Source organism: Paraprevotella clara YIT 11840 (assembly GCF_000233955.1).
In the GTDB taxonomy this organism is placed as follows: domain Bacteria; phylum Bacteroidota; class Bacteroidia; order Bacteroidales; family Bacteroidaceae; genus Paraprevotella; species Paraprevotella clara.
Window position 1 is genome coordinate 86,589 of record NZ_JH376595.1, and the last position, 21,080, is coordinate 107,668.

17 protein-coding genes are annotated in these 21,080 nt (G+C 48.9%); 7 read left to right on the top strand and 10 right to left on the bottom strand.

Annotated features, from left to right (window positions below; translation table 11 throughout):
- Positions 1-2 precede the first annotated feature (2 nt).
- Positions 3-1,106: a glycosyltransferase family protein gene (locus tag HMPREF9441_RS06265; protein ID WP_008619254.1), complete on the bottom strand. Its 1,104-nt coding sequence runs from the start codon at positions 1,104-1,106 to the stop codon at positions 3-5.
- Positions 1,107-1,167: 61 nt separating this feature from the next.
- Between HMPREF9441_RS06265 and HMPREF9441_RS06270 the strand changes: the two genes are divergently transcribed.
- Complete coding sequence (locus HMPREF9441_RS06270) at positions 1,168-2,727, top strand: oligosaccharide flippase family protein (RefSeq protein ID WP_244949649.1); 1,560 nt, start codon at positions 1,168-1,170, stop codon at positions 2,725-2,727.
- 506 nt (positions 2,728-3,233) lie between these two features.
- Here HMPREF9441_RS06270 and HMPREF9441_RS06275 read toward each other — a convergent pair.
- A complete protein-coding gene (locus tag HMPREF9441_RS06275) occupies positions 3,234-4,805 on the bottom strand; it encodes a glycoside hydrolase (RefSeq protein ID WP_008619258.1) in 1,572 nt (523 codons plus the stop codon).
- Between the two features lie 124 nt (positions 4,806-4,929).
- On the opposite strand from HMPREF9441_RS06275, the gene HMPREF9441_RS06280 reads away from it, so the two are divergent.
- Positions 4,930-5,949, top strand: a complete 1,020-nt coding sequence (locus tag HMPREF9441_RS06280; protein WP_087943189.1) for an aldo/keto reductase — start codon at positions 4,930-4,932, stop codon at positions 5,947-5,949.
- Between the two features lie 25 nt (positions 5,950-5,974).
- Here HMPREF9441_RS06280 and HMPREF9441_RS06285 read toward each other — a convergent pair whose 3' ends face one another.
- Complete coding sequence (locus tag HMPREF9441_RS06285) at positions 5,975-7,609, bottom strand: RluA family pseudouridine synthase (RefSeq protein ID WP_008619260.1); 1,635 nt, start codon at positions 7,607-7,609, stop codon at positions 5,975-5,977.
- 173 nt (positions 7,610-7,782) lie between these two features.
- Here HMPREF9441_RS06285 and HMPREF9441_RS06290 point away from each other — a divergent pair, with 173 nt between their 5' ends.
- The 4 genes from HMPREF9441_RS06290 (at position 7,783) to HMPREF9441_RS06305 (ending at position 11,355) form a co-directional block, all read left to right on the top strand.
- A complete protein-coding gene (locus HMPREF9441_RS06290) occupies positions 7,783-8,673 on the top strand; it encodes a hypothetical protein (protein WP_008619262.1) in 891 nt (296 codons plus the stop codon).
- A 119-nt stretch (positions 8,674-8,792) separates the two neighbouring features.
- Positions 8,793-10,028, top strand: coding sequence for a phosphoserine phosphatase SerB (serB, locus tag HMPREF9441_RS06295; RefSeq protein WP_008619263.1), 1,236 nt, complete (start codon positions 8,793-8,795; stop codon positions 10,026-10,028).
- A 23-nt stretch (positions 10,029-10,051) separates the two neighbouring features.
- Positions 10,052-10,876 (top strand): hypothetical protein, encoded by an 825-nt coding sequence (locus HMPREF9441_RS06300; RefSeq protein ID WP_008619265.1) that lies wholly within the window; start codon positions 10,052-10,054, stop codon positions 10,874-10,876.
- Entirely contained in the window at positions 10,873-11,355 is a 483-nt protein-coding gene (locus HMPREF9441_RS06305) for an alanyl-tRNA editing protein (RefSeq protein ID WP_008619268.1), read from the top strand. Before HMPREF9441_RS06300 ends, HMPREF9441_RS06305 begins: the two co-directional genes overlap by 4 nt.
- Before the next feature lie 99 nt (positions 11,356-11,454).
- On the opposite strand, the gene HMPREF9441_RS06310 is transcribed toward HMPREF9441_RS06305, so the two are convergent.
- The 5 genes from HMPREF9441_RS06310 to thiD all read right to left on the bottom strand — a co-directional run bounded on the left by HMPREF9441_RS06310 (position 11,455) and on the right by thiD (position 16,180).
- Entirely contained in the window at positions 11,455-11,832 is a 378-nt protein-coding gene (locus HMPREF9441_RS06310) for a DUF2023 family protein (RefSeq protein WP_008619276.1), read from the bottom strand.
- A 119-nt stretch (positions 11,833-11,951) separates the two neighbouring features.
- The gene (gene fldA / locus HMPREF9441_RS06315; RefSeq protein WP_008619278.1) at positions 11,952-12,458 is read right to left on the bottom strand and encodes a flavodoxin FldA; all 507 of its coding nucleotides are present in this window, start codon (positions 12,456-12,458) and stop codon (positions 11,952-11,954) included.
- 173 nt (positions 12,459-12,631) lie between these two features.
- Entirely contained in the window at positions 12,632-14,323 is a 1,692-nt protein-coding gene (locus HMPREF9441_RS06320; protein ID WP_008619280.1) for an alpha-amylase family protein, read from the bottom strand.
- A gap of 76 nt (positions 14,324-14,399) precedes the next feature.
- Positions 14,400-15,299 (bottom strand): ACP S-malonyltransferase, encoded by a 900-nt coding sequence (gene fabD / locus HMPREF9441_RS06325; protein WP_008619282.1) that lies wholly within the window; start codon positions 15,297-15,299, stop codon positions 14,400-14,402.
- A gap of 62 nt (positions 15,300-15,361) precedes the next feature.
- Positions 15,362-16,180 carry a bifunctional hydroxymethylpyrimidine kinase/phosphomethylpyrimidine kinase gene (gene thiD / locus HMPREF9441_RS06330; RefSeq protein ID WP_008619283.1) on the bottom strand — a complete coding sequence of 273 codons (819 nt, stop codon included), beginning with the start codon at positions 16,178-16,180 and terminating at the stop codon, positions 15,362-15,364.
- 145 nt (positions 16,181-16,325) lie between these two features.
- Between thiD and HMPREF9441_RS06335 the strand changes: the two genes are divergently transcribed.
- The gene (locus HMPREF9441_RS06335; RefSeq protein ID WP_008619285.1) at positions 16,326-17,387 is read left to right on the top strand and encodes a mannose-1-phosphate guanylyltransferase; all 1,062 of its coding nucleotides are present in this window, start codon (positions 16,326-16,328) and stop codon (positions 17,385-17,387) included.
- Between the two features lie 43 nt (positions 17,388-17,430).
- Here the strand turns inward: HMPREF9441_RS06335 and HMPREF9441_RS06340 are convergent, their stop codons facing one another.
- Entirely contained in the window at positions 17,431-18,906 is a 1,476-nt protein-coding gene (locus tag HMPREF9441_RS06340; protein ID WP_008619287.1) for a tetratricopeptide repeat protein, read from the bottom strand.
- A 1-nt stretch (position 18,907) separates the two neighbouring features.
- Complete coding sequence (locus tag HMPREF9441_RS06345) at positions 18,908-20,611, bottom strand: glutamine--tRNA ligase/YqeY domain fusion protein (RefSeq protein ID WP_008619289.1); 1,704 nt, start codon at positions 20,609-20,611, stop codon at positions 18,908-18,910.
- Positions 20,612-21,080: the final 469 nt, after the last annotated feature.

The following is a 21,080-nucleotide window of genomic DNA, read 5'->3' on the forward strand; positions in this document are numbered from 1 at the left end:
TTTTAAGTTCTACTCTTCCAAAATGCGACATATCGTTCCGCTACTTTCCGGTGGTCGTGATGGCGACGGACGTATTGTATGCTTTCTGCAGACAGTCGGGCGATGTCCTCAGGATGTTGTATAAGCTCTTCCAGTTTGGCGTACACGTCATCAAAAGAAGGGAATACGTTGACGATAGGCCGCAGCTCTTTTTCCCCCAGGATGTCGTAATTTTCCTCTTCGCCCCCTCCTACGACAACCAATCCCTTGGCCATGGCACACAAGGCATTCATGGCCGGCGTGTAGGAATAAAGCTGGTCCAGTAACACATCGCTGTGGTCCATCATCCGGTTGTATTGTGCGAAGGGAACGGACTCCGCTTTCACGATTTCTATCCGGTCGGGGTAACGTGTGGCTAATTTTACCAATGCCTTGTACATGATGTCTGTCCCCTTGTAAGCATCCCGTTTGCGTTGTATGCCGATGAAAAAACGCGTCCGTTCCGTTTCGGGATGGGGGATGCGCGGCGTGACTTCCGACAAGTCGATGGGGAAGGGGATAAATTGCGTTTTTTCCGGAAAATGCGGTCGGTAACAAGCGTCGTATTCGTAGAGACCGCTGACTATGCCATCGCAGTCGCCGGCTATGAAACGGTTCAGTTCTCCTTTAGGGCCGTTGAGCCATTCGGCTATGAAACGGTCGTTGTCGGGATTCATTCGGACTTCCGTCCCGATGTTGAAGTCAGAGTAACGATACGTCTGGCAGTCCAGTCCTGCCTTTACCCAGTAATAGTCCATGCCGAATGCCCCGAGAAATACTTTCCGGTTGTGGCGGCGCAGGAAACGGTAAATAGGTAACAGGCGTTCCGGACACAGTTCTAAAAAAACAGGATTGATGAGTTGCACCACATCATATCCCCTCATGAAAGGGAGAGCCCGAGCCACACGGAAAAGGAAATCCAACGTGTCCGTTTTTCCTGTAGACTTTCGATGCAGGTCAATGTCACGCGGATAGTTTTTCCAACTGTCGCCGTCCGATGCTACCGTGACGGAATGCCCCAAGGCTCTCAACCCTTGAGCCAAGGTCCAATGCACGTTACTATATTCGCCAAGTAATAGGACTTTCATGATATTTTTAGACAAAGATACAGAAAATAAATGGAAATGCCGTATCTTTGTCTCCCATATTATGAGTGAGACACAAGAAATAAAAGACGGTTTGACGGTCTTGGAAGAGACGGAAGGCAGGGAAGACGCGACCTACGACCACATCGTAAAATACACGGGCTTTCTGGGAGGCATACAGGTGCTTACGATACTGGTCAGCGTGGTGCGCAACAAGCTGGCGGCCGTTTTGCTCAGCACGGCCGGAGTGGGGCTTTCGGCTTTGTACCAGAGTGTCATCGGTTTTCTCCACAACACGTCGAATCTGGGCATTTCGTTTAGTTCCATTAAAGAGATTGCAGAATATTACGGAGAAAACCATCCGGAGAAAGTTCTCCTACAGGTAGAAGTAGTGCGTACGTGGAGCGTATGGACCGGTTTGGCCGGCATGTTGCTGTGCCTGCTGTTTTCGCCTGCCATAAGTTATTGGGCTTTTGGCGATACGTCCCATATCCTGCCTCTCTGTTTGCTTTCTCCCGTCATGGGTTTTATGGCTGTTACGGTGGGTGAAATTTCCATTTTGAAAGCCGTTCGGCGATTGAAGCGTGTGGCTTTGATTTCCGTGTTGGGGGCAGCGGCCACTTTGTTGCTGACGGTTCCTTTTTATTACTTTTGGGGAATGTCGGGGGTTGTACCTGCGTTGGTCATCAGTACGTTGGGGGTGATGGTGGCTCATCTGTCCCTTTCGCTTCCCGTCTTTCCTTGGCGCGTGGACTTGCTGAGCCGGGCGTATTTCCGTAAGGGATGGAGCATGGTGCGCGTAGGCGTGCCTTATATCATGGCCACGGCGGTGAACATGTCGGTGGCGATGGGGATTTCGCTTTTCATTACTAATTGGGGTTCGTTGTCCGACGTGGGCTTGTACGGTATGGGGTATAACCTGGTGATTACTTACGCCGGGGTGGTATTCACGGCGGTCGATGCCGATTATTTTCCGCGCTTGTCGTCTGTGAATGCCGATGTGGGGCGGATGAACCAGACCATCAATCGCCAGATAAAAGTCTGCGTGTTGCTCATGTCGCCTTTTTTGGTGTTGTTCATGATATGTATGCCATTGGCCATCAGGGTATTGTATTCATCGTCCTTCCTACCCATGACCGGCATGGCTGTCTGTGCTTCCATGCACATGTTTTTCAAGTCGATGACGCTCCCCGTGGCATATACCTCGTTGGCCAAAGGCGATGCCGTCATGTATTTGTGCATGGAGGCGGCCTACGACATCTTTATGGCCGTGTGCGTGATTGTCGGTTTTGTGTACGGAGGTATTTTGGGTACGGGAATCGCCTTGGCTTTGGCCGGAGTGTTCGATTGGTGGATGATTTATGCTGTGTACGGGCGACGCTACGGCTTCAGGCCCGACAAGGCGGCACGTCCGTTCATGGCGGCACAGTTCCTTTGCGTGGCGGCAGCTTTGTTTTTGGGCATGCAGTCCGAAGTATGGCTCAAGGTTGCAGCAGGCGGATGCGTATTAGGTGCCAGCGTGTGGCTTTCGGCTTCGGCGATTCGTAAGGAGATTACTTTGTTTTCCGAATTGAAAAGAAGAATCGGCGGACGGTTCGGGAAAAGGCGGCGGCTGTCAAAATGACAAACCTGTCCGTGCGAGAATCCGTTATATACAGCCGAGAGGGACGTCGCGCCGGAATACGCGATTCTCGTGCATCGGCTTTCGGGCAAATGGACAGGAAAATCTGTTTGGGGCTTTACAAGGCGGGGCGAAACGGCATGTTTGCCGCCTGTGTTTGCGGTTGGCAGTAAGCGAAACGTGTGTTTTATTGTCTTTTTGCTTTTCTTTTTTGTCGGCAAAAAGGTTTCAACCAGACGAAAAAGATGTGTTTTCGGCATGTTTTATCTCCGTTTTCTTCTTGTTTTTGGCTCAGGCAGAAGCCACAGGTGTTTCAATCTGCGGAGAACTTTTTTCCGTTTGGCTGTGAACGGAAAATCGCTTTCAGCAGAAAAAACCGCATATATGCAGTAATGAATTGCATATATGCGGTTTGGATGTATTTTTATTCAATCACGCCGTTCTTTTCAGGTCTATAAGGTCGGATTTTGACTGATGGCGATTCTTGAAAAACTGACAAAATGTTCGTCTTACCGGCTTACAAACGTCACAATCGAGCGTGCCGGGATGACGGTTTGTTTTCCGTTGCCCACCTTGTCGATAGGCTGTAAGTTCTTTCCCGTTCCTTCGGCTGTCAGGTAAGGTTGCCAGCTTTTCACTTTCCGGTCATCCACGTGGAAGGTCATGTTTTTCGCCTCGGTGGCATAGTTCACTGCGACCATTACCCACGAGCCGTCGGCGTTCCGGTAGGCGGTGCACATCAGTCCTGTGCGGTCTGTATCGCCTTCCATCACGGTGCGTCCCGTCTTGTCGGTGGCAGTAATGCCCATACGGGTGGCGCCCGGACGGACAAAACGGCTGTAGTTGCCTAAAGCCCAAAGCAGTTTGGAGTCCACCACGCGCCCGTTCGTCCCTTCGCGGTTGCTGAACTCACGCAAGAGTCCGTCCTTGTAGTCCCCGCCCACGGCACGCCACCACTGCCAGCTTCGCGCTCCGGCATAGACGATGTCGTGATGGATGATACGTGCCACGTATAAGGCTGTCTTCATCGTACGGTCGTAACCGCCTCCGCCGCCTATTTCTTCATCATTGCTCATGATGCAGGTTTCCGTTTGCCAGAATTGTACGTTATACTTGTCCAACGTGTCTTTCAGTTGCATGCGGATGCCGCGCAGGGCTTCCAAGGGAGTGTTGGTCCAGTAGCTGTGTCCGGCCATGAGGCGCGGCACGTTCGGGGTGTCGCCCAGATAAGTGTCCGTGCTGTCCGGACAGAAAAACGACTGGATGGCATACCCTCTCTGCCAGTCGGTCATGTGAGTGGCAAACATGCAACGGTAGTCCGACGATTCGTTGATGAGGATTTTCGTGTCCAGTCCTTTCTGGGTGAACGCTTGGCTGAATGCCCGTGCCAGTCCGGCGATTTCACGGTTGGTGGCCGGTGTACCTTCCTGTTTCGGACCTACCCAATTCCAATGTCCGTCCGGCTCATTGACGGGGCAGACGTAGGAGAGCTTGATGCCGTCATGCTGTTCCAACCCTTCCACCACGTTGGCTGAGAATAGGGCAAAATCACCGTAATGTTCCGTTTTCAGGTTCAGCGTCCCGCCCCGTCCGGTGTTGGTAGCCAGTCCGTTTTGGGTAAAGTACACGGGAGGCGAATTGAAAAAGCCGATGAAGGTCCTTACGCCCCGTTCTTGGGCCATGCGCAGGAAGTTGCGTTGTCCGGGTTGTTGCGTCCAGTCGTATGTGCCGTCCGGCCGGAGGAAGCATCCCGTGCGCATCCAATGTGAACCGATGCCGCTTTCGCGTCCTTGGTCGTGACTGCCTGCCCCGATGTTGAAACGCCATATCGAAAGCCCGATGCCGAGGGGTTGCCCCTTGCTGTCATTCTCGGTGCTGAACAACCAATCGGCCGTTTGCAACCGCACGCTGTCGGGCCACAGTCCGATGTGCTGCATGCTCCAGGCGTCCGATGCCCCGAAACCGTCTATCGTCTGCAAGGGGGCGCGGGTGTCTATTTCGAAATGGGAAGCGCCTTTTTGCGCTTGTGCGGAAATTGAAATCAGGATGGCGCAACAACATGCGCTGAAGGTGTGTTTCATGTGAAATAAATCTGTTATGTGATAATAATGAACAAAGATAGGAAGTTTTACCGGGAGAGGCAGGCGGATTTATGGTTTTTTCATTATTTTTGCGTCAGACACTTCTAAAACAGTTATAGTATTTATGTTGAATCCCATTTATTCTCCGGCATCCGACCGGTATGAAAACGGTATGCGCTACCGTCGTAGCGGGCGTAGCGGCGTGCTCCTTCCTGAAGTTTCTTTAGGGTTGTGGCATAATTTCGGTGACGTCAATCCTTTGTCTCATTCGCTGGCGATGGCGCATTATGCTTTCGACCATGGCATCACGCATTTCGATTTGGCGAACAATTACGGCCCTTCGTATGGCAGTGCCGAAGAGACTTTCGGATTCATTATGAAGAAATCCTTCAAGCCTTATCGCGACGAACTGTTTGTGTCGACCAAGGCCGGTTACGACATGTGGCCCGGTCCCTACGGGAACTGGGGAAGCCGTAAGTCGCTCATGGCTAGTCTCGACCAGAGTCTTGTACGTATGGGCTTGGATTATGTGGACGTGTTTTATTCCCACCGTTACGACCCGGAGACACCGTTGGAAGAAACGATGCAGGCTTTGGTGGACATCGTGCGCCAAGGCAAGGCGCTTTACGTGGGGCTTTCCAGATACCCGGCCGACAAGGCCGAAGAGGCTTACCGTTATTTGGAAGCGCGCGACGTGCATTGCCTGTTGTATCAGGGGCGTTACAACCTGTTCGACCGCGCTCCGGAAGAGGAGGGCATTTTGGGACAGGCCCGGGCGTATGGGGTTGGGTTTATCGCTTTTTCACCGTTGGCGCAAGGTTTGCTCACGTCCCGCTATCTGCAAGGCGTGCCCGAAGATTCGCGTATGGCACAAGGGCGATTCCTGAAACGCGAGGTATTGACAGAGGCGGTCTTGGAGAAAATCAAAGCCTTGGACCGGGTGGCCGCAGAGCGGGGGCAGACGTTGGCTGAAATGTCCTTGGCTTGGGTTTTGAAAGACGAACTGGTAACGTCTGTCATTATCGGGGCAAGTTCCGTGGCACAACTCGAAGACAACCTGAAGGCCTTGCGGAAAGTGGATTTCTCGAGAGAGGAGTTGGAGCGGATAGAGGCCATTTGCCATACGCCGGACGGCGGACAGTGAGCACCGGTTGGCGCGTTTCCTTCCGTCAGAACGGGGCAGGTGCCGTAATGCTGACCCAACGTCCGGTCTTGAAATGGCGGAAGGTCACGGTCTCGGCATGCAGGAAGAGGCGGGAGGCTCGACGGCCATACAGGTTGTCGCCTACGATGGGGGTGTCCAATCCTTCCGGATGGGCGGCATGCACCCGCAACTGGTGGGTGCGCCCCGTGAAGGGATAGAAGGCCACGCGGGTTTGACCGTGGCTGCGAGACAAGACCTCAAAACGCGTGACGGCGGCTTTGCCGTATGCCGTGCTCACCATTTGCCGTGGACGGTCGTTCGGGTTGGGGCAGAGGGGAAGACGGATAAAGCCTTCGTCGTCCGTTACCGTGCCGTCGAGCAAAGCTATGTATCTTTTTTTGATGTGCCGCGTTTCAAACAGTTGTTGCAACTGCCGGTGCGTTTCCGGGTCTTTGGCGATGAGGAGCACTCCCGAGGTGTCCATGTCCAGACGGTGCACCAAGAGCGGTCCCGTGGCCTCGGGAAAATGCGCACGCGCCCAGCTCCATACGGAAAGGGCGTCGCCCTTGCCGGGTACGGAAAGCATGCCGGCCGGTTTATTGACAGCAGCCATCCATTCGTCTTCGTAGACGAGCTCCGGCTCATGCTTGAGGTGCTTGCTGTTTTCATGTGCGTTGGGTTCCACATCCAGACCCTGTAACATGTGGCCGAGTATCGGCTCGCATTTGCTTTTGCATGCCGGATAGTAGTAGCCGTGCTTGCGTATTTCCGCTTCCGGCGAAGCCCCCCACCAGAATTCGGCCATGGCCAAAGGACGATAGCCGTGACGGTAGGCATATTGCAGCAATTTGGGAGCGGCACACTCTCCGGCACCCGATGGCGGTACGGGCCGCCCGTGTTCCCGGAAAATTTGCCACAGGTCTTTCTCCTCCCCCCGTGCGTTCAGCATGCGGAATTGGGCGAAAAGTCGATTTTGCAGCAGGATGGAGCGGCGTTTCCGTTCGGTTTTCAGCGCCTCTATTTCTTCGTCAGACCGTTTCAGGGCGGTTTCAACCTCTTCGAGCTTGGCTTTCCATTGCTTTTCCAACCGTTTGTATTCAGCTTTCAGGAACCGGCTTTCACGGGTGAGCTGTTCTTCCGTGAAGTCGTTGTGGTCTGATGCCCGTAACAAGTCCCTTTGCCGTTTGGCTTCTTTCAATGCGTCGCGGGCTTCCTTCAATGCTTGTTCTCCGGCTGCTTTCCTATCGGCAGCCTGTTGGAGCAGCGAGGCACGCATGTCGCTGTGTTCCAACGCTTCGATACGGTGGTTTATTTGGGATATTTGCGCTTCTTCTGTCTTGAAAAAACCGTCCGGTTGCAACAGGTCGAAAACGGGTGGTACGAAAAAGTCGTGGTCGTTGCGTCCGCAAAGTATACCGGAATAAGCCGCTAAAAAGCCCGTCCTTCCTTCTTTTTGCACGACTAATACGCCGAACATTTTTCCTTTGTCCAGTTCCGTTTTCCAGTCGGTGCGGAGTGTGAGATAGCGGCGCACTTCTTCGGCTGCGCGTACGGATAAAGGGTGCGGTTCGTAGTGGAACGGACAGGTAAACAGGCGTGGAAGCTCGGAGGAGTCTGCGTCTGGGATGAAGGGATGGAAAGGTGTGGTATTTTTCTCCATGGGGTAACATTTAATTATGGCTTGGGATATTCGATAGCATTGCAAGTGTAGTTACGAAATTAAACGGTTTTTTTGATTAATTCTGCATTTAGTTCCATATTTTAATACTATTTACTATAAAAACTATTATCTTTGCCCGTGGAATAACTATAATCAAATAAAAAATAGAAAAAATGAAAAAGTTTGTGAGCGTGTTTGCCTTAGCCGCCTTTATGGCATGTGGGGCTGCGAAGGCGCAGTTCGTAGGTACCGGTGCGGAAAATAACGGCAATGCGAACGAAGTGGATTCATTGCGTACGGTCGTGGGGACTTTGTCGAAACAAGTGGACAATGCCAACCAGGCCGAGTTGGACCAGAAGATTTGGAAAGACCGTGCCAAGTACTTCAATATCGGCTTTGTAAAACAGAGTCTGACTTCTAAAGACGATTACATCAAGTACAAGAGCGAAGCGGGCGTGAATATCACGTGGGGTAAAACGTATTACTTGCACAAGAAGCCGCTTTGGGGGATGGTTAAAATCGGTTTGGACTGGAGTTGGATGGATTTCAACTATGTGAAGTATTCGAGTGTGGAGGAGAAATTTGCGTATGATGACGATTTCGGAGACGGTAACGGTTTCGGAAACGGTTGGGGATACGATGATCCGTTCGATAACGGTTGGGACATGGAAGAGGACGAGGACTATGATTTGGATTTCGGCTGTCACCAGTTTGAATACGGCATGCAGATAGGTCCTTCCATCACGGTGAATCCTATCCATCATCTGAAAGTGAGCACTTATTTCCGTTTCCAGCCTTCGGCTTCCATCATGTTGTTGGACGATGAAGTGTATTATGGCTTTGTGCCTTTCTTCAACTTCGGTGCGGCTGTGGCTTGGAAGGCCATATCCTTAGGTGTGGAAGGCCGTTGGGGCGGTACGAAATACCATGGCGTTTCGGTGAACGACGAAAGTGACGGTTATGACTATGAGAACGAGGATATGGATGCGTCCGATTTCGTGGATACCTTCAGGCAGCGTATGCGTACGAAGTCTTTCCGGGTTTATCTCAGTTTCCGTTTCTGACATAAGGTTATACCTTTTATATATAGGATACGGGCGGCAATGTGAAAGCATTCCGCCCGTATCCTTTGTGTTTTCTCCTTTTTTGTGTAGTTTTGCAGGCATTAAATGAATATAAAGCTATGGAACCTTCGAATACGGAATTGATACTGATAAGAATAACGGGTGAAGACCGTCCCGGACTGACCTCTTCCATCATGGGGATTTTAGCCCGATATGACGTGACGGTACTCGACATCGGTCAGGCCGACATACACAATACGTTGACCTTGGGCTTGTTGGTGCGTGCGGCAGAGGAATACTCCGGGCATGTGATGCGGGATTTGCTTTTCAAGGCTTCGGAACTGGGCGTGAACATCCGTTTCTATCCGGTGAAGAAAGACGAATATGCGGACTGGGTGAACATGCAGGGCAAGAACCGTTATATCCTGACTTTGTTGGGACGTAAACTGTCGGCTTTGCAAATACAGGCCGTCACTTCGGTGTTGGCCGAACAGGGGCTGAACATCGATGCCATCAAGCGTCTCACCGGGCGCATTCCATTGGATGAACAACGGGAAAACATACGGGCTTGTATCGAGTTTTCCGTACGGGGTACACCGAAAGACCGTGCTGCCATGCAATCGAAACTGTTGAAGTTGTCCAGTGAACTGGAGATGGATTTCTCATTTCAGTTGGACAACATGTACCGCCGCATGCGCCGTCTGATTTGTTTCGATATGGATTCTACTTTGATTGAGACGGAAGTCATCGACGAACTGGCCGACCGTGCCGGAGTAGGCGAGCAAGTGAGAGCCATTACCGAGCAGGCCATGCGTGGAGAGATAGATTTCAAGGAAAGTTTTACCCAGCGGGTGGCTTTGCTGAAAGGGTTGGATGTGTCGGTGATGGAGGATATCGCGCAGCATTTGCCTATCACGGAGGGAGTGGATCGCCTGATGTTCGTATTGAAACAGTATGGTTACAAGATTGCCATCCTTTCGGGAGGTTTCACCTATTTCGGCAATTACCTGAAGAACAGATACGGCATAGATTATGTGTATGCCAATGAGTTGGAGATAGAGGACGGCAAGTTGACGGGACGTTATGTAGGTGAAATCGTCGACGGCCGCCGCAAAGCCGAATTGTTGAAGCTTATTGCCCAAGTGGAACATGTACATCTGGCTCAGACGATTGCCGTGGGCGACGGAGCCAACGACTTGCCCATGCTTTCCGAAGCCGGGCTGGGGATTGCGTTCCATGCCAAGCCTCGTGTGGTGGCGAATGCCAAACAGTCCATTAACACGATGGGGCTTGATGGGGTACTGTACTTCCTGGGGTTCAAGGATTCTTATCTGGAAGAACGGGGAAAACTGTAATTCGGAGGAGGTAAAGAGGTATCATGAGGTTAAGAAGTTTGTTGTTCCTTTGGGGATTTTTGGGTCTCTCGGTGGGAAGTTCGGTTGCGCAGGACATGGAGAGGGAGAAAGAGTATCTGCGCAAGGATAGCATGTTGTGGGAAGCGTACGAACAGCGTCATCAGGAAATGGCTGCATTATGGGACAAATATCCCGAGATGCAGGATAGTTTGCAGGCGGCCTTTAATTCCTTTTATGATGCTACGTTGAAAAGGAACCGGGAGTTGGCCATGGAATATGCTTCTACGCCCAGCGGTTTGCAACGCCTGTACATGTGTCGGTTGGATATTCCTAAAAAAGTGCTTGTACATATCTTAGATACGTTAGGCACGGGAATGCGAGAGTCTTTTTATGGAAGGAATATCCAGGAACATATTCGGATGCGCCAGATTGAGGAAAGGGATAGCCTTTGGGAGTTTCCTTGCTATCGGGACGACGGGAATATTTTCGATTGGCACGGGCTGAAGGGCAGACCTGTGTTGCTGCTTTATGGCGGATTGGGATGCATGGGAGAAGATGGTCGTAAGGAATTGGAACTTTTACGAAGGCAAATATCTTTGGAGGATTTGCAGATTGTGGTTTATTGGCCATGCAGGTCATTGAAGGACCTGCAAGAGGTTAAAAAAGTATTTCCTTTTGATTTTATTTTCGTATCAGATTTTAAGTTGGACGACAGTCCCATGAAAATAAAATATGGTGCGCAGGCCACACCTACTTGTTTCTTGACAGATGAGCATCACGTCGTAAAGGTAAAATGTGGTGGACTGCGTATGGATTTATTCGACAAATATATTAAAAGAAACGAATGACAACAGAGAAGGAAGTGACTTTAAACGCCCATAACAAGGTGGAATATCCTCCGATGCACACTTGTGAGCATATCCTGAACCAGACGATGGTCAGGATGTTCGGTTGCGAACGGTCGAGGAATGCACATATAGAGCGGAAAAAAAGTAAGATTAACTATGATTTGGCGGATGAGCCGACGGAAGAGCAGATTGCAGAGATAGCCCGGAAAGTGAATGAAGTCATTGCGGCTGATTTACCGGTGACGTACGCCTACGTATCGCGTGATGCTGTTCCCGACAACGTTCCGCTCGACAAATTACCTGATGCTGCGGAGGATACCTTGCGCTTGGTCAGGGTGGGGGATTATGATGTCTGTGCCTGTATCGGTGCCCATGTGGAACATACGGCACAGATTGGCCGGTTCCATATCAACAGCACGAGCTACAAGGACGGACAATTCCGGATTGTGTTCAAACTGTTGGATACGGTTTGGGAATAGTTTTGCAGACGGGCAGACATAGAAAAAGGCTCTCTCACGAGAGCCTGATCCCAAATTTAAATCCAAAACGATATAAAGAAATTGTATGAAAAGTGGTTATTATGATACTTTTTGTGTGCATGCCGTCCGCTTGCAGAAGCGTTCGCATTGCATGCAGATGTCATAACCCAACAGGGCACCGAGGATAAAATCCTCTTCCGGGCTGAGTTGTTGTAAAGGGCGGGTAATCATCCTCCGCACCACCTCGATACATTCACTACGGCCGAAAAAGACATTCGTACGTCCGTTACCGACTTCTTGTAGTTCGAAATCAATATCTTCAGCTTTCAGGCGCTTGACCGCTTCGCCGACATATCGGTCGTTCACGGTAAAGAGAATCATCCGGCGAACTCCTTTTTTGTATTCGTAGATGTGGTTGGCAAAGACCCGCATGGCGGAAATCCCTGTATGTCTGTTTCTCTCGGATAGTGCGTCCATTGGTGAATGTTTCGTTTGTGGTTGCAAAATTAAGTGATAATTTAAAGTTTTGCAATAGCTAAAATCTATGATTATTCAGGTCGCAACCTTATAGCCCTTTACTTGTTTTTAAGTATGCTTTAAGCCATTTCCGCTTCAATTTGCTTAGCCCAGTTTGCAATTCGGGCTTCGCTCTTGTCACTCTCGTTTACGTCGTCAAGTGCCAGACCGATGAAATCATCACCGTCCACGGCTGTAGAAGAAGTAAACGTGTAGTCGGCAGTCGGGACTTTCCCTATGAAGGTACAGCCGCTATCAGCCAAGGCATCGTGGATATGGGTCATGGCTTCGCAGAATGTGTCGCCGTATGACTCTCCGTCACCGCAAGCGAAAAGAGCTACTTTTTTACCTGTCAAGTCGGCTTTCTTCAGAATCTCTACTCCGTCGTACCAATCATCTTGCAGGTCTCCGCATCCCCATGTGGACGAGCCGAGAATCAGCACATCGTTATTCTCCAAATCTTCCTTGGTCATTTCTGTTACGTTGTGCACGTTGTCGTTACTCATGCCCAGTGCTTGTGCGATACTGGCGGCCAAGGTTTCGCAAGTTCCTGTGGTGGAACCATAATAAATAGTCATTTTTTTCATCTCGTTGTTGTAGTTTTGTTTAATCGTTTATTAATGGCATATTGTTTTCTTCTGTCACTGCAAAGGTAGAACGTAAAGCGGGAATCTGCAATCGCCGGATTTGGTGATTTTGCAGGTTCCCGCTTTACTCTATAATAATGACCTTGGACTTCCCGTTAGGTACTTTTTAGCTACTAAAGCTTAATTTTTAAGATTTTGCCACTATATGCAGGTATGTCCGTTAGTACACATTGATTAGCGTTGAACGTGATATATTCTTTATCTCCACTTAGAAGCTCGGTTGCTATGATTTCTCCTTTCTCTTGGATTTGGAAAAATTCGAATAAATGGTGGGGAAGATTGACTGCTGTATGTTTCTCGGAATCCTCGAAGTTGGCAAGGACAATCAGCAGGTCTTTGTCTTTACGTCGGACAAAAGCATAACATTTGTCGGCATTAAACAGGTCCGAGCCGTTATTGGCGTACATCAGGTCATAGAAATCCCCTTCCCTCAAGGCTCTTTCTCTGTTGCATAATCTAAGCACTTGGGTATAGAATGCCTGCAAGGCAAGTTCCTGGGCTGTGAGTTTATCGGTATCGAATTTACCTTTGTTGCGCCACCGCCTGATGGTATCTACATGCCAGTAGTCGAAAATCGTGGTGCGCCCGTCTTTGCCGCTGAATCCTTCTGCGTCCATTCCCCGTTCACCTAATTCTTGCCCGAAGTAAATCATCATGGGATTTCTCCCCATACATGCGCTGACCAACAGAGCCGGGCGGCCTTTTTCTGCATTTCCTGCAAAAAAATCGGAGGCCAATCGTTGCTCATCGTGGTTTTCGAGGAAGTTCAGCATGCGGTCTTTGATGTCGTCTACGCTTTGCCAACATCCTGTAATCTGACGCGCGGAGGCATAGCCGCAAACGACTCCGCGGAGCGTGTCGTATAATCCTACCTTATCATATAAATAATCAAATCCTCCTTTATAGATGTAGTTACGATATTCGTTCGGGTTATATACTTCGGCAATGAATACAAGGGAAGGGTAATGGCATTTGATTTGCGGAATGGCCCATTCCCAGAATTCGACAGGAACCATCTCTGCCATATCGCAACGGAAGCCGTCTATACCTTTTCCGGCCCAAAACAGCAGAATGTCACGCATCTTAAACCACGTGGAAGGTATCGGGTCGAAGTGCCGTCCCCTTCCGTTACAATAATCTATTCCGTAGTTCAGTTTTATCGTTTCGTACCAGTCGTTGCGTCCCGGAGAGGGGGAAAAATTGTCATTGCCTGTAGCTTTGGCCGGACACTCTTCGTATGGGACCGGTGCACTGCCTTGCAGATCGAAGCCGGGTTGAAACGGGTGTCCGGGAATGTAATAGAAGTTGTTTTGGGGAGAGAAGGATAGGTTTTGGTCATCCTCTTCCCCGAGATCTTTCACGCCTTCAGGTCTGCTGGCGGATTGATATTGGCGTGCCACATGGTTGGGAACGAAATCGATGATGACTTTCAAACCGGCATCATGCGTACGGTATATCAGGTTTTGAAACTCCTTCATCCGTTTCTCGGGTTTTGTGGCTAAGTCCGGGTCTACGTCATAATAGTCTTTAATGGCGTATGGGGAACCGGCTTTCCCTTTTACAATGGCAGGATGGTCGGACGGAATTCCGTATGAGGTATAGTCTGTTTGTGTGGCATGTGCAATGACCCCTGTATACCAAATATGCGTTGCTCCAAGCTTTTGGATTTCCGTTAATGCTTTTTGGGTAAAATCAGCGAAGTGCCCGCATCCGTTCTCTGTCTTGTTACCGTGGGGGATGCATGCCGTCTTGTCGTTTCCGAAAAGGCGGGTGAACACCTGATAAATAATCATCTTGTTTTTCATATATCAATGGATTAGTCGTCAATAAAAATCCCCTTGCCGTTTTTTTTGAGGCAAGGGGATAGCTGTTCGAGTTGGTTTAGGCTTGAATACCATGAGCTGTCACGGCATCATTTCCTTTGGCAATCTTTCCAATCATGCCTTGCAGGACTTTGCCCGGACCGCACTCCGTGAAATCCGTGGCACCGGCTGCAATCATGTTCTGCACCTCTTGCGTCCAACGCACAGAAGCCGTGAGTTGGGCAATCAGGTTAGCCTTTATTTCTTCTGCATCCGTATGAGCCTGTGCGTCTACGTTTTGGTATACGGCACATTTAGGTGTATTGAACGTAGTTGCCTCTATGGCTGCTTGCAGTTCGTCTTTGGCCGGTTGCATCAAAGGCGAGTGGAACGCACCGCCCACCGGTAACAAGAGTGCACGTTTGGCACCGGCTGCTTTCAGTTTTTCGCATGCAGCCTTGACAGCTTCCACATTGCCACTGATTACCAACTGTCCGGGGCAATTATAATTGGCCGGAACCACTACATTGTTTTCCGTATTGATTTCCGTGCAGACGTTCTCGATTGTGGCATCATCCAAGCCGACAATGGCCGCCATCGTAGAAGGGGCAGCCTCGCATGCCTTTTGCATGGCCATGGCACGGGCGTAAACCAATTTCAGACCATCCTCAAAGTTCAGGGCACCGGCTGCTACCAACGCGGAGAATTCTCCTAAAGAATGGCCGGCCACCATGTCAGGAGCGAAATCTTCTCCCATGCACAAAGCTGAAATGACAGAATGGAGGAATACGGCGGGTTGCGTCACTTTTGTCTGTTTCAACTCCTCGTCCGTACCACTGAACATGATGTCCGTAATGCGGAATCCTAAAATATCGTTTGCCTTTTCAAATAGCTCTTTTGCCAGCGGATTGTTGTCGTACAGGTCTTTGCCCATACCTACAAATTGTGCTCCCTGTCCGGGAAATACAAATGCTTTCATATAATTTAAATCTTATCTAATGTATGTTTGTTCATCAATCTGGTTGCAAATTTAATAAAAACTTACTTAATCATCAGCTTTTTGGGATTAAAAAAGTGATTTAACGGGCCGTGTCCTTTTCCGATGGTGACGTCTTTTCCGTAAAACAGGGCATCCGTGAGGTATTTTTTCCCTAAACCGACAGCCTCCGGTAAGGGGATACCTTGGCCGATGTAAGCCGCAATAGCAGAAGAAAGCGTGCATCCGGTTCCGTGGGTATTAGCGGAGTTTATTTTGGCGGAGTGGTAGCGGTGAATGTCTTCCGGAGTATTGCCGCAGACCAGAATATCCGTCATATCGCCCCCTTCCAAATGTCCTCCTTTTATTAATACGGACCGACAACCGTAAGTAAGGATCTGCCGTCCGGCGTTTGCCATATCTTCTATGTTCCGGATAGGGATACCGGACAGTATTTCGGCCTCCGGCAGGTTGGGGGTCACTAAAGTACAATGGGGGATTAGGCGGTCGCGCATGACATGCAATGCTTCGGGTTTTACCAAAGAATAGCCACTACTTGAGACTAAAACCGGATCGAAGACGGTCGGAAGGCGATTGCTTGATAAGAAATCGGCAATGACCGCAATGATACCTTCGTCCGTCACCATCCCTATTTTCAAGGCATCTATTTGCATATCTTCGGTTACGGCCTGTATTTGTTCCTTGACAATTTGAGCCGGAATAGGATATACGTTTTTCACTCCGCATGTGTTTTGTACGGTAACGGCCGTGACGATGCTGGCAGCATAGCATCCCAAAGCGGAAATCGTCTTGATGTCTGCCTGAATACCGGCTCCTCCGCTGCAATCGGAACCGGCAATGCTTAAAACGGTGGTATATTTCATTTGTATGTGCAAAAGTACGCGAATGTTTGGCTGAATGCAAATAAAACAGGGAAAAAGAAGATGAAAATATCGTGTATATTTATGCATGGAATTAGAAAAATAGTTGTAATTTTGTAACTTAACTTATTCTCGTGAATATAGAACCATGGAAAGAAGTAATAATCATTTGGTAATTATGGCCGGTGGCATAGGTAGCCGCTTTTGGCCGATGAGTACTCCGGAGTGCCCGAAACAGTTTATCGATGTATTGGGATGCGGACGTACGTTGTTGCAATTGACTGCGGATCGTTTTAAAAGGATTTGTTTTCCGGAAAACATTTGGGTGGTGACGTCCGAAGCTTATGCGGATATTGTACGTGAACAGTTACCGGAAATTCCGGAATCCAACATATTGAAGGAACCTTGCCGAAGGAATACGGCGCCTTGCATTGCTTACGTGAGTTGGCGTATCAAGAAGTTGAATCCGAAAGCCAATGTGGTTGTCACGCCGAGCGATCATATCGTCATGGATGTGGCCGAGTTTGAACGTGTGATAACTTCCGGTTTGGCATTTACGGCGGAGACGGACTCTATTTTGACTTTGGGCATGAAGCCGAATCGTCCGGAAACTGGATACGGATATATTCAGGCTGACTTGGGTTTTGCATCGGCACGTAACAAGGAGATTTATCGGGTGGATTCTTTTAAGGAAAAGCCTGATTTTGCCACGGCAAGCCGCTATATCCAAAAGAATAATTATTTCTGGAATGCCGGAATATTCGTGTGGAACGTCAGTACGATTGTCAACGCCTTCCGTGTGTATCAGCCCGCTATCGCGCAGATTTTCGAGCAGCTTATGCCCATATATGGCAGCGAGCAGGAACAGGAAGCCATCAACCGTGATTTTCCGAAGTGTGAGAATATATCGGTGGATTATGCCATCATGGAGAAAGTAGAAGAGATATTCGTGCTTCCGGCTAACTTCGGATGGAGTGATTTAGGCACGTGGGGCTCTTTGTATGAGCATACGCCTCAAGACGCTTATGGTAATGCTTGTATCGGAAAGAATATTTCAGTGTATGATACGCATAACTGTATGATTCATACCACTCAGGAGAAAAAAGTCGTAATACAAGGTCTGGATGGTTTCATTGTGGCAGAAAAGAACGATACTTTGCTCATCTGTAAATTGTCGGAAGAGCAACGCATCAAGCAATTCAGCGAATGACAGGAAATATGCCCATGTGGAGAGACGGTGCGAAAGCTTCTTTTCACATGGGTTTTACAGGTGCGGATGAGTCCGGATTAAAGTGTGTGAATATGTCGCTGTGAGTTAAGACGTACTGATAGAAGTCCTTGGCTTCCACTTCTTCCGGGATGAATCGTCCCACGGTGTATTCCAATGCTTCAGGAGCTTTTTCACAAGCAATTTTCAGAAAGACGATGAATTCCTGATAACGGTTTTGCATCAGCGCACAATAGGCCAGATAGGCGTATGCTTTTTGACTTTCCTTGTCTTGTGAAGCATCGCGATTCAGCGTATACAAGAAATGTTCTCTCGCCCTTTCGTACAGTTTGTTTTCCACTAAAGACAAGCCGACGAGAAAATGGGCCTCCGAAGGGTCTTCGTGGCTTTGGATAAATGTGTTGTAGCATTCGAGGGCTTCGTTTTCTCTCTCGTTTTGCATCAGGATATGCCCTTTGTATAAGTCTGCTTCGTAATCCGGATTTATTTCTTTTATCTTGTCGATATATCCAAAGGCTTTGTCTGTATCGTGTAGCCTGCTATACACCTCCGAAAGGTTGGCATATATGTGTTGCTGTTCCGTAGAATAACCTTGGGATAATTCTTCGGCTTTAAGTAATTGGCTTAAGGCTTCGTCGTAGCGTTCGAGTGCGGAGAGGCACACCCCGTCGAAAAGATAAGGAATTTCATTGGACGGATGTTCCTTGAAATATCGGAGATAAAGTTGGTGGGCTTCGTCGAGATTCTGTTGTTGAAGCAGGCTGTTGGCCTTCAGCAAAAGAGCTTGGGCGTCGTGCTCGTCTATAGCCAATGCAAAATCAGCCGTTTCCATGGTTTTGGAAAAGTCTTCGCATACGAAATAGGCTTCGCCCAATGAGTGCCATGCATTAAGGTTGTAAGGGTTGATGTCCAACAAACTATTTAATATCTCGATAGCCTCTTTCGGACGATTGGAAGAGATGAGGTGGTCTGCCTTGAGTTTCAGAAACTTCTCGTTGTCCGGTTCCATGTCGAGCGCCCGTTGTCCCCATTGAGCTGCCTGTTCCAAATAACCGTAATCCAAAAACAGTGTAGCCGTGTCGTATGCAAACAAAGCGGCATCTTCTTCTTCCGTTTCGGCTTTTTCGGACAGGTATGTGGTGGCTTCCTGTTCTTTTCCTTCACGCAACAGCAATTCTGCGTTGAGGAATATGACTTCGCGGTCGTTGGGATCCGTAATACAGTCGCGTATGGTTTTGGCACCTTCGATGTCGCCGTTGAACATCTTTTGTCGTGCCAGGAAAATCAAAGGGTCGATACTACCGGGGTGGATGTTCAGGGCGTATTGGATACACGCCATAGCTTTGTCCGTGTCGTTCTGCACGAGATAATACTCGGCGATGTCAGTCAGTTCGTCTGCTTCCAGATAAACCGACTGACCGCCTTGTAACATCTGCTCGTAAAGAGCCAGATTCTTTTTGAATTCTTCTTCTTGAAAATACGAGAGGTCTTCTGTCGACATGTTATTTGTTTTTCTTACTCCATGTGTCTTTCAGGCCTACGGTACGATTGAATACCAAATGTTCGGCCGTACTGTCCTTGTCCATCATGAAGTAACCGATGCGTTGGAACTGCAGATATTCAAGCGGCTTTTTGGTCGCTGCATATTTTTCCACATAACATTGGGGCAGGACTTTCAGTGACTCTGGGTTCAACAACTCACGGAAATCGCGTTCTTCAGCTCCTGGGTTCTCTATGCTGAAAAGTCGGTCGTATAAGCGTACTTCGGCCGGTTGGCAATGTCCGCAACTCACCCAATGGAGTGTGCCTTTCACTTTTCTGTCCGAACCGGGCATGCCGCTTTTCGACATGGGGTCGTATTCACAGTAGACCTCCGTCACGTTGCCGTTCTCGTCTTTCTTGCATCCCGTACACTTTACGATGTAAGCGCTTTTCAGACGAACTTCATTGCCGGGAGTCAGGCGGAAGTATTTCTTGGGAGCGTCTTCCATGAAGTCTTCGCGTTCTATCCACAGTTCGCGACTGAACTCGATGATATGGCTCCCGTCGGCTTCGTTTTCGGGATTGTTTACGGTTTCGAGCTCTTCCACTTGCTCTTCCGGATAGTTGGTAATCACGAGTTTTACGGGGTTAAGTACGGCCGAGACACGGGTTGCCCTTGCATTCAGGTCCTCACGTACGGCTGCCTCCAGCATAGCAAAGTCGTTCAGGGCATCGAACTTGGTATAACCGATCATGTCGATGAATTTGCGGATGGCTTCAGGAGAGTAGCCGCGGCGGCGGAACCCGCAGAGGGTCGGCATTCGTGGGTCGTCCCATCCGTTTACCAGACCTTCTTTTACCAATGCGAGCAATTTGCGTTTGCTCATGACGGTATAGGTCAGGTTCAGACGGTTGAATTCTATCTGACGAGGACGGTGGTCTGCCAAGTCGTTCCCTTCTTTCAACTCATCGATGAAGTGGTCATAGAGCGGACGATGGGGGACAAACTCCAACGTACAGATGGAGTGGGTCACTCCTTCGAAGTAATCGCTTTGCCCGTGCGCGAAGTCATACATCGGGTAGGCTTTCCACTTGCTACCCGTGCGGTGGTGTTCTTTGTTGATGATGCGATAAATGATGGGGTCGCGGAAGTGCATATTCGGATTGGCCATGTCCAACTTGGCGCGCAGCACCATGGAACCTTCTTCCGCCTCGCCGCTGTTCATCTTGTTAAACAGTTCCAGATTTTCTTCTATGGGACGGTCGCGATAGGGGCTGGGCGTACCGGGTTGCGTCGGTGTTCCCTTTTGTTCGGCAATCTGTTCGCTGCTTTGTTCGTCGATGTAGGCTTTGCCTTCTTTAATCAGTCTGACGGCAAAGTCCCACAGTTGCTGGAAGTAGTCTGAAGCATGATAGATTTCTCCCCATTTGAATCCCAGCCACTGTATGTCCTCCTTGATGGCCTCTACGTATTCCGTGTCTTCTTTGATAGGGTTTGTGTCGTCCAATCTTAGATTACACACGCCGCCGTATTTTTCCGCGATGCCGAAGTCCATACAGATCGCTTTTGCATGTCCGATATGCAGATATCCGTTAGGTTCCGGCGGAAAACGGGTTTGCAGTCGTCCGTCGTTCTTGCCGGCCTTCAGGTCTTCCACCACTATTTCTTCTACGAAATTAAGTCCTTTCTTTTCTGATGATTCAGCATGAGTTGTTTCAGTCATAACCAATCTGTTTTGCGTAATTATCAATAATGGTTGCAAAGATACTATTAAAAATTGGAAATTACTTTCGTCTTTCCTATAATAATAAGGTATAAGAAGAGTTTTTTAAAGAGAATAAAATGAATGCTCTTTTTTTATGCTAAGAAACATCCTTTTTTATTTGTGTAGTTGACCGGAAAATCCGATATTTGCAAAAGTTATTCTGAAAACAATCTTTTTACCTTAAAAAAACTAATACCTATATGAGATTATGGAAAGAGGATGTGTCGAGATGACACGTCCTCTTATTGGTATATATCGGGGCTTTTTGTCTGTAAGTAGAGGGCGGTTTGAGCTTTTTATTCTGTTTTTAATGAATGTAGCGAGGACTTGATTGTAAAGTCCAATTTCATGTTTTTCTTTTTATATTGTGTTGTTTTCCTTCTTGGTTCCGGCTGTTTTTTATCATTGTCTTTTTGTCAGAATGTCA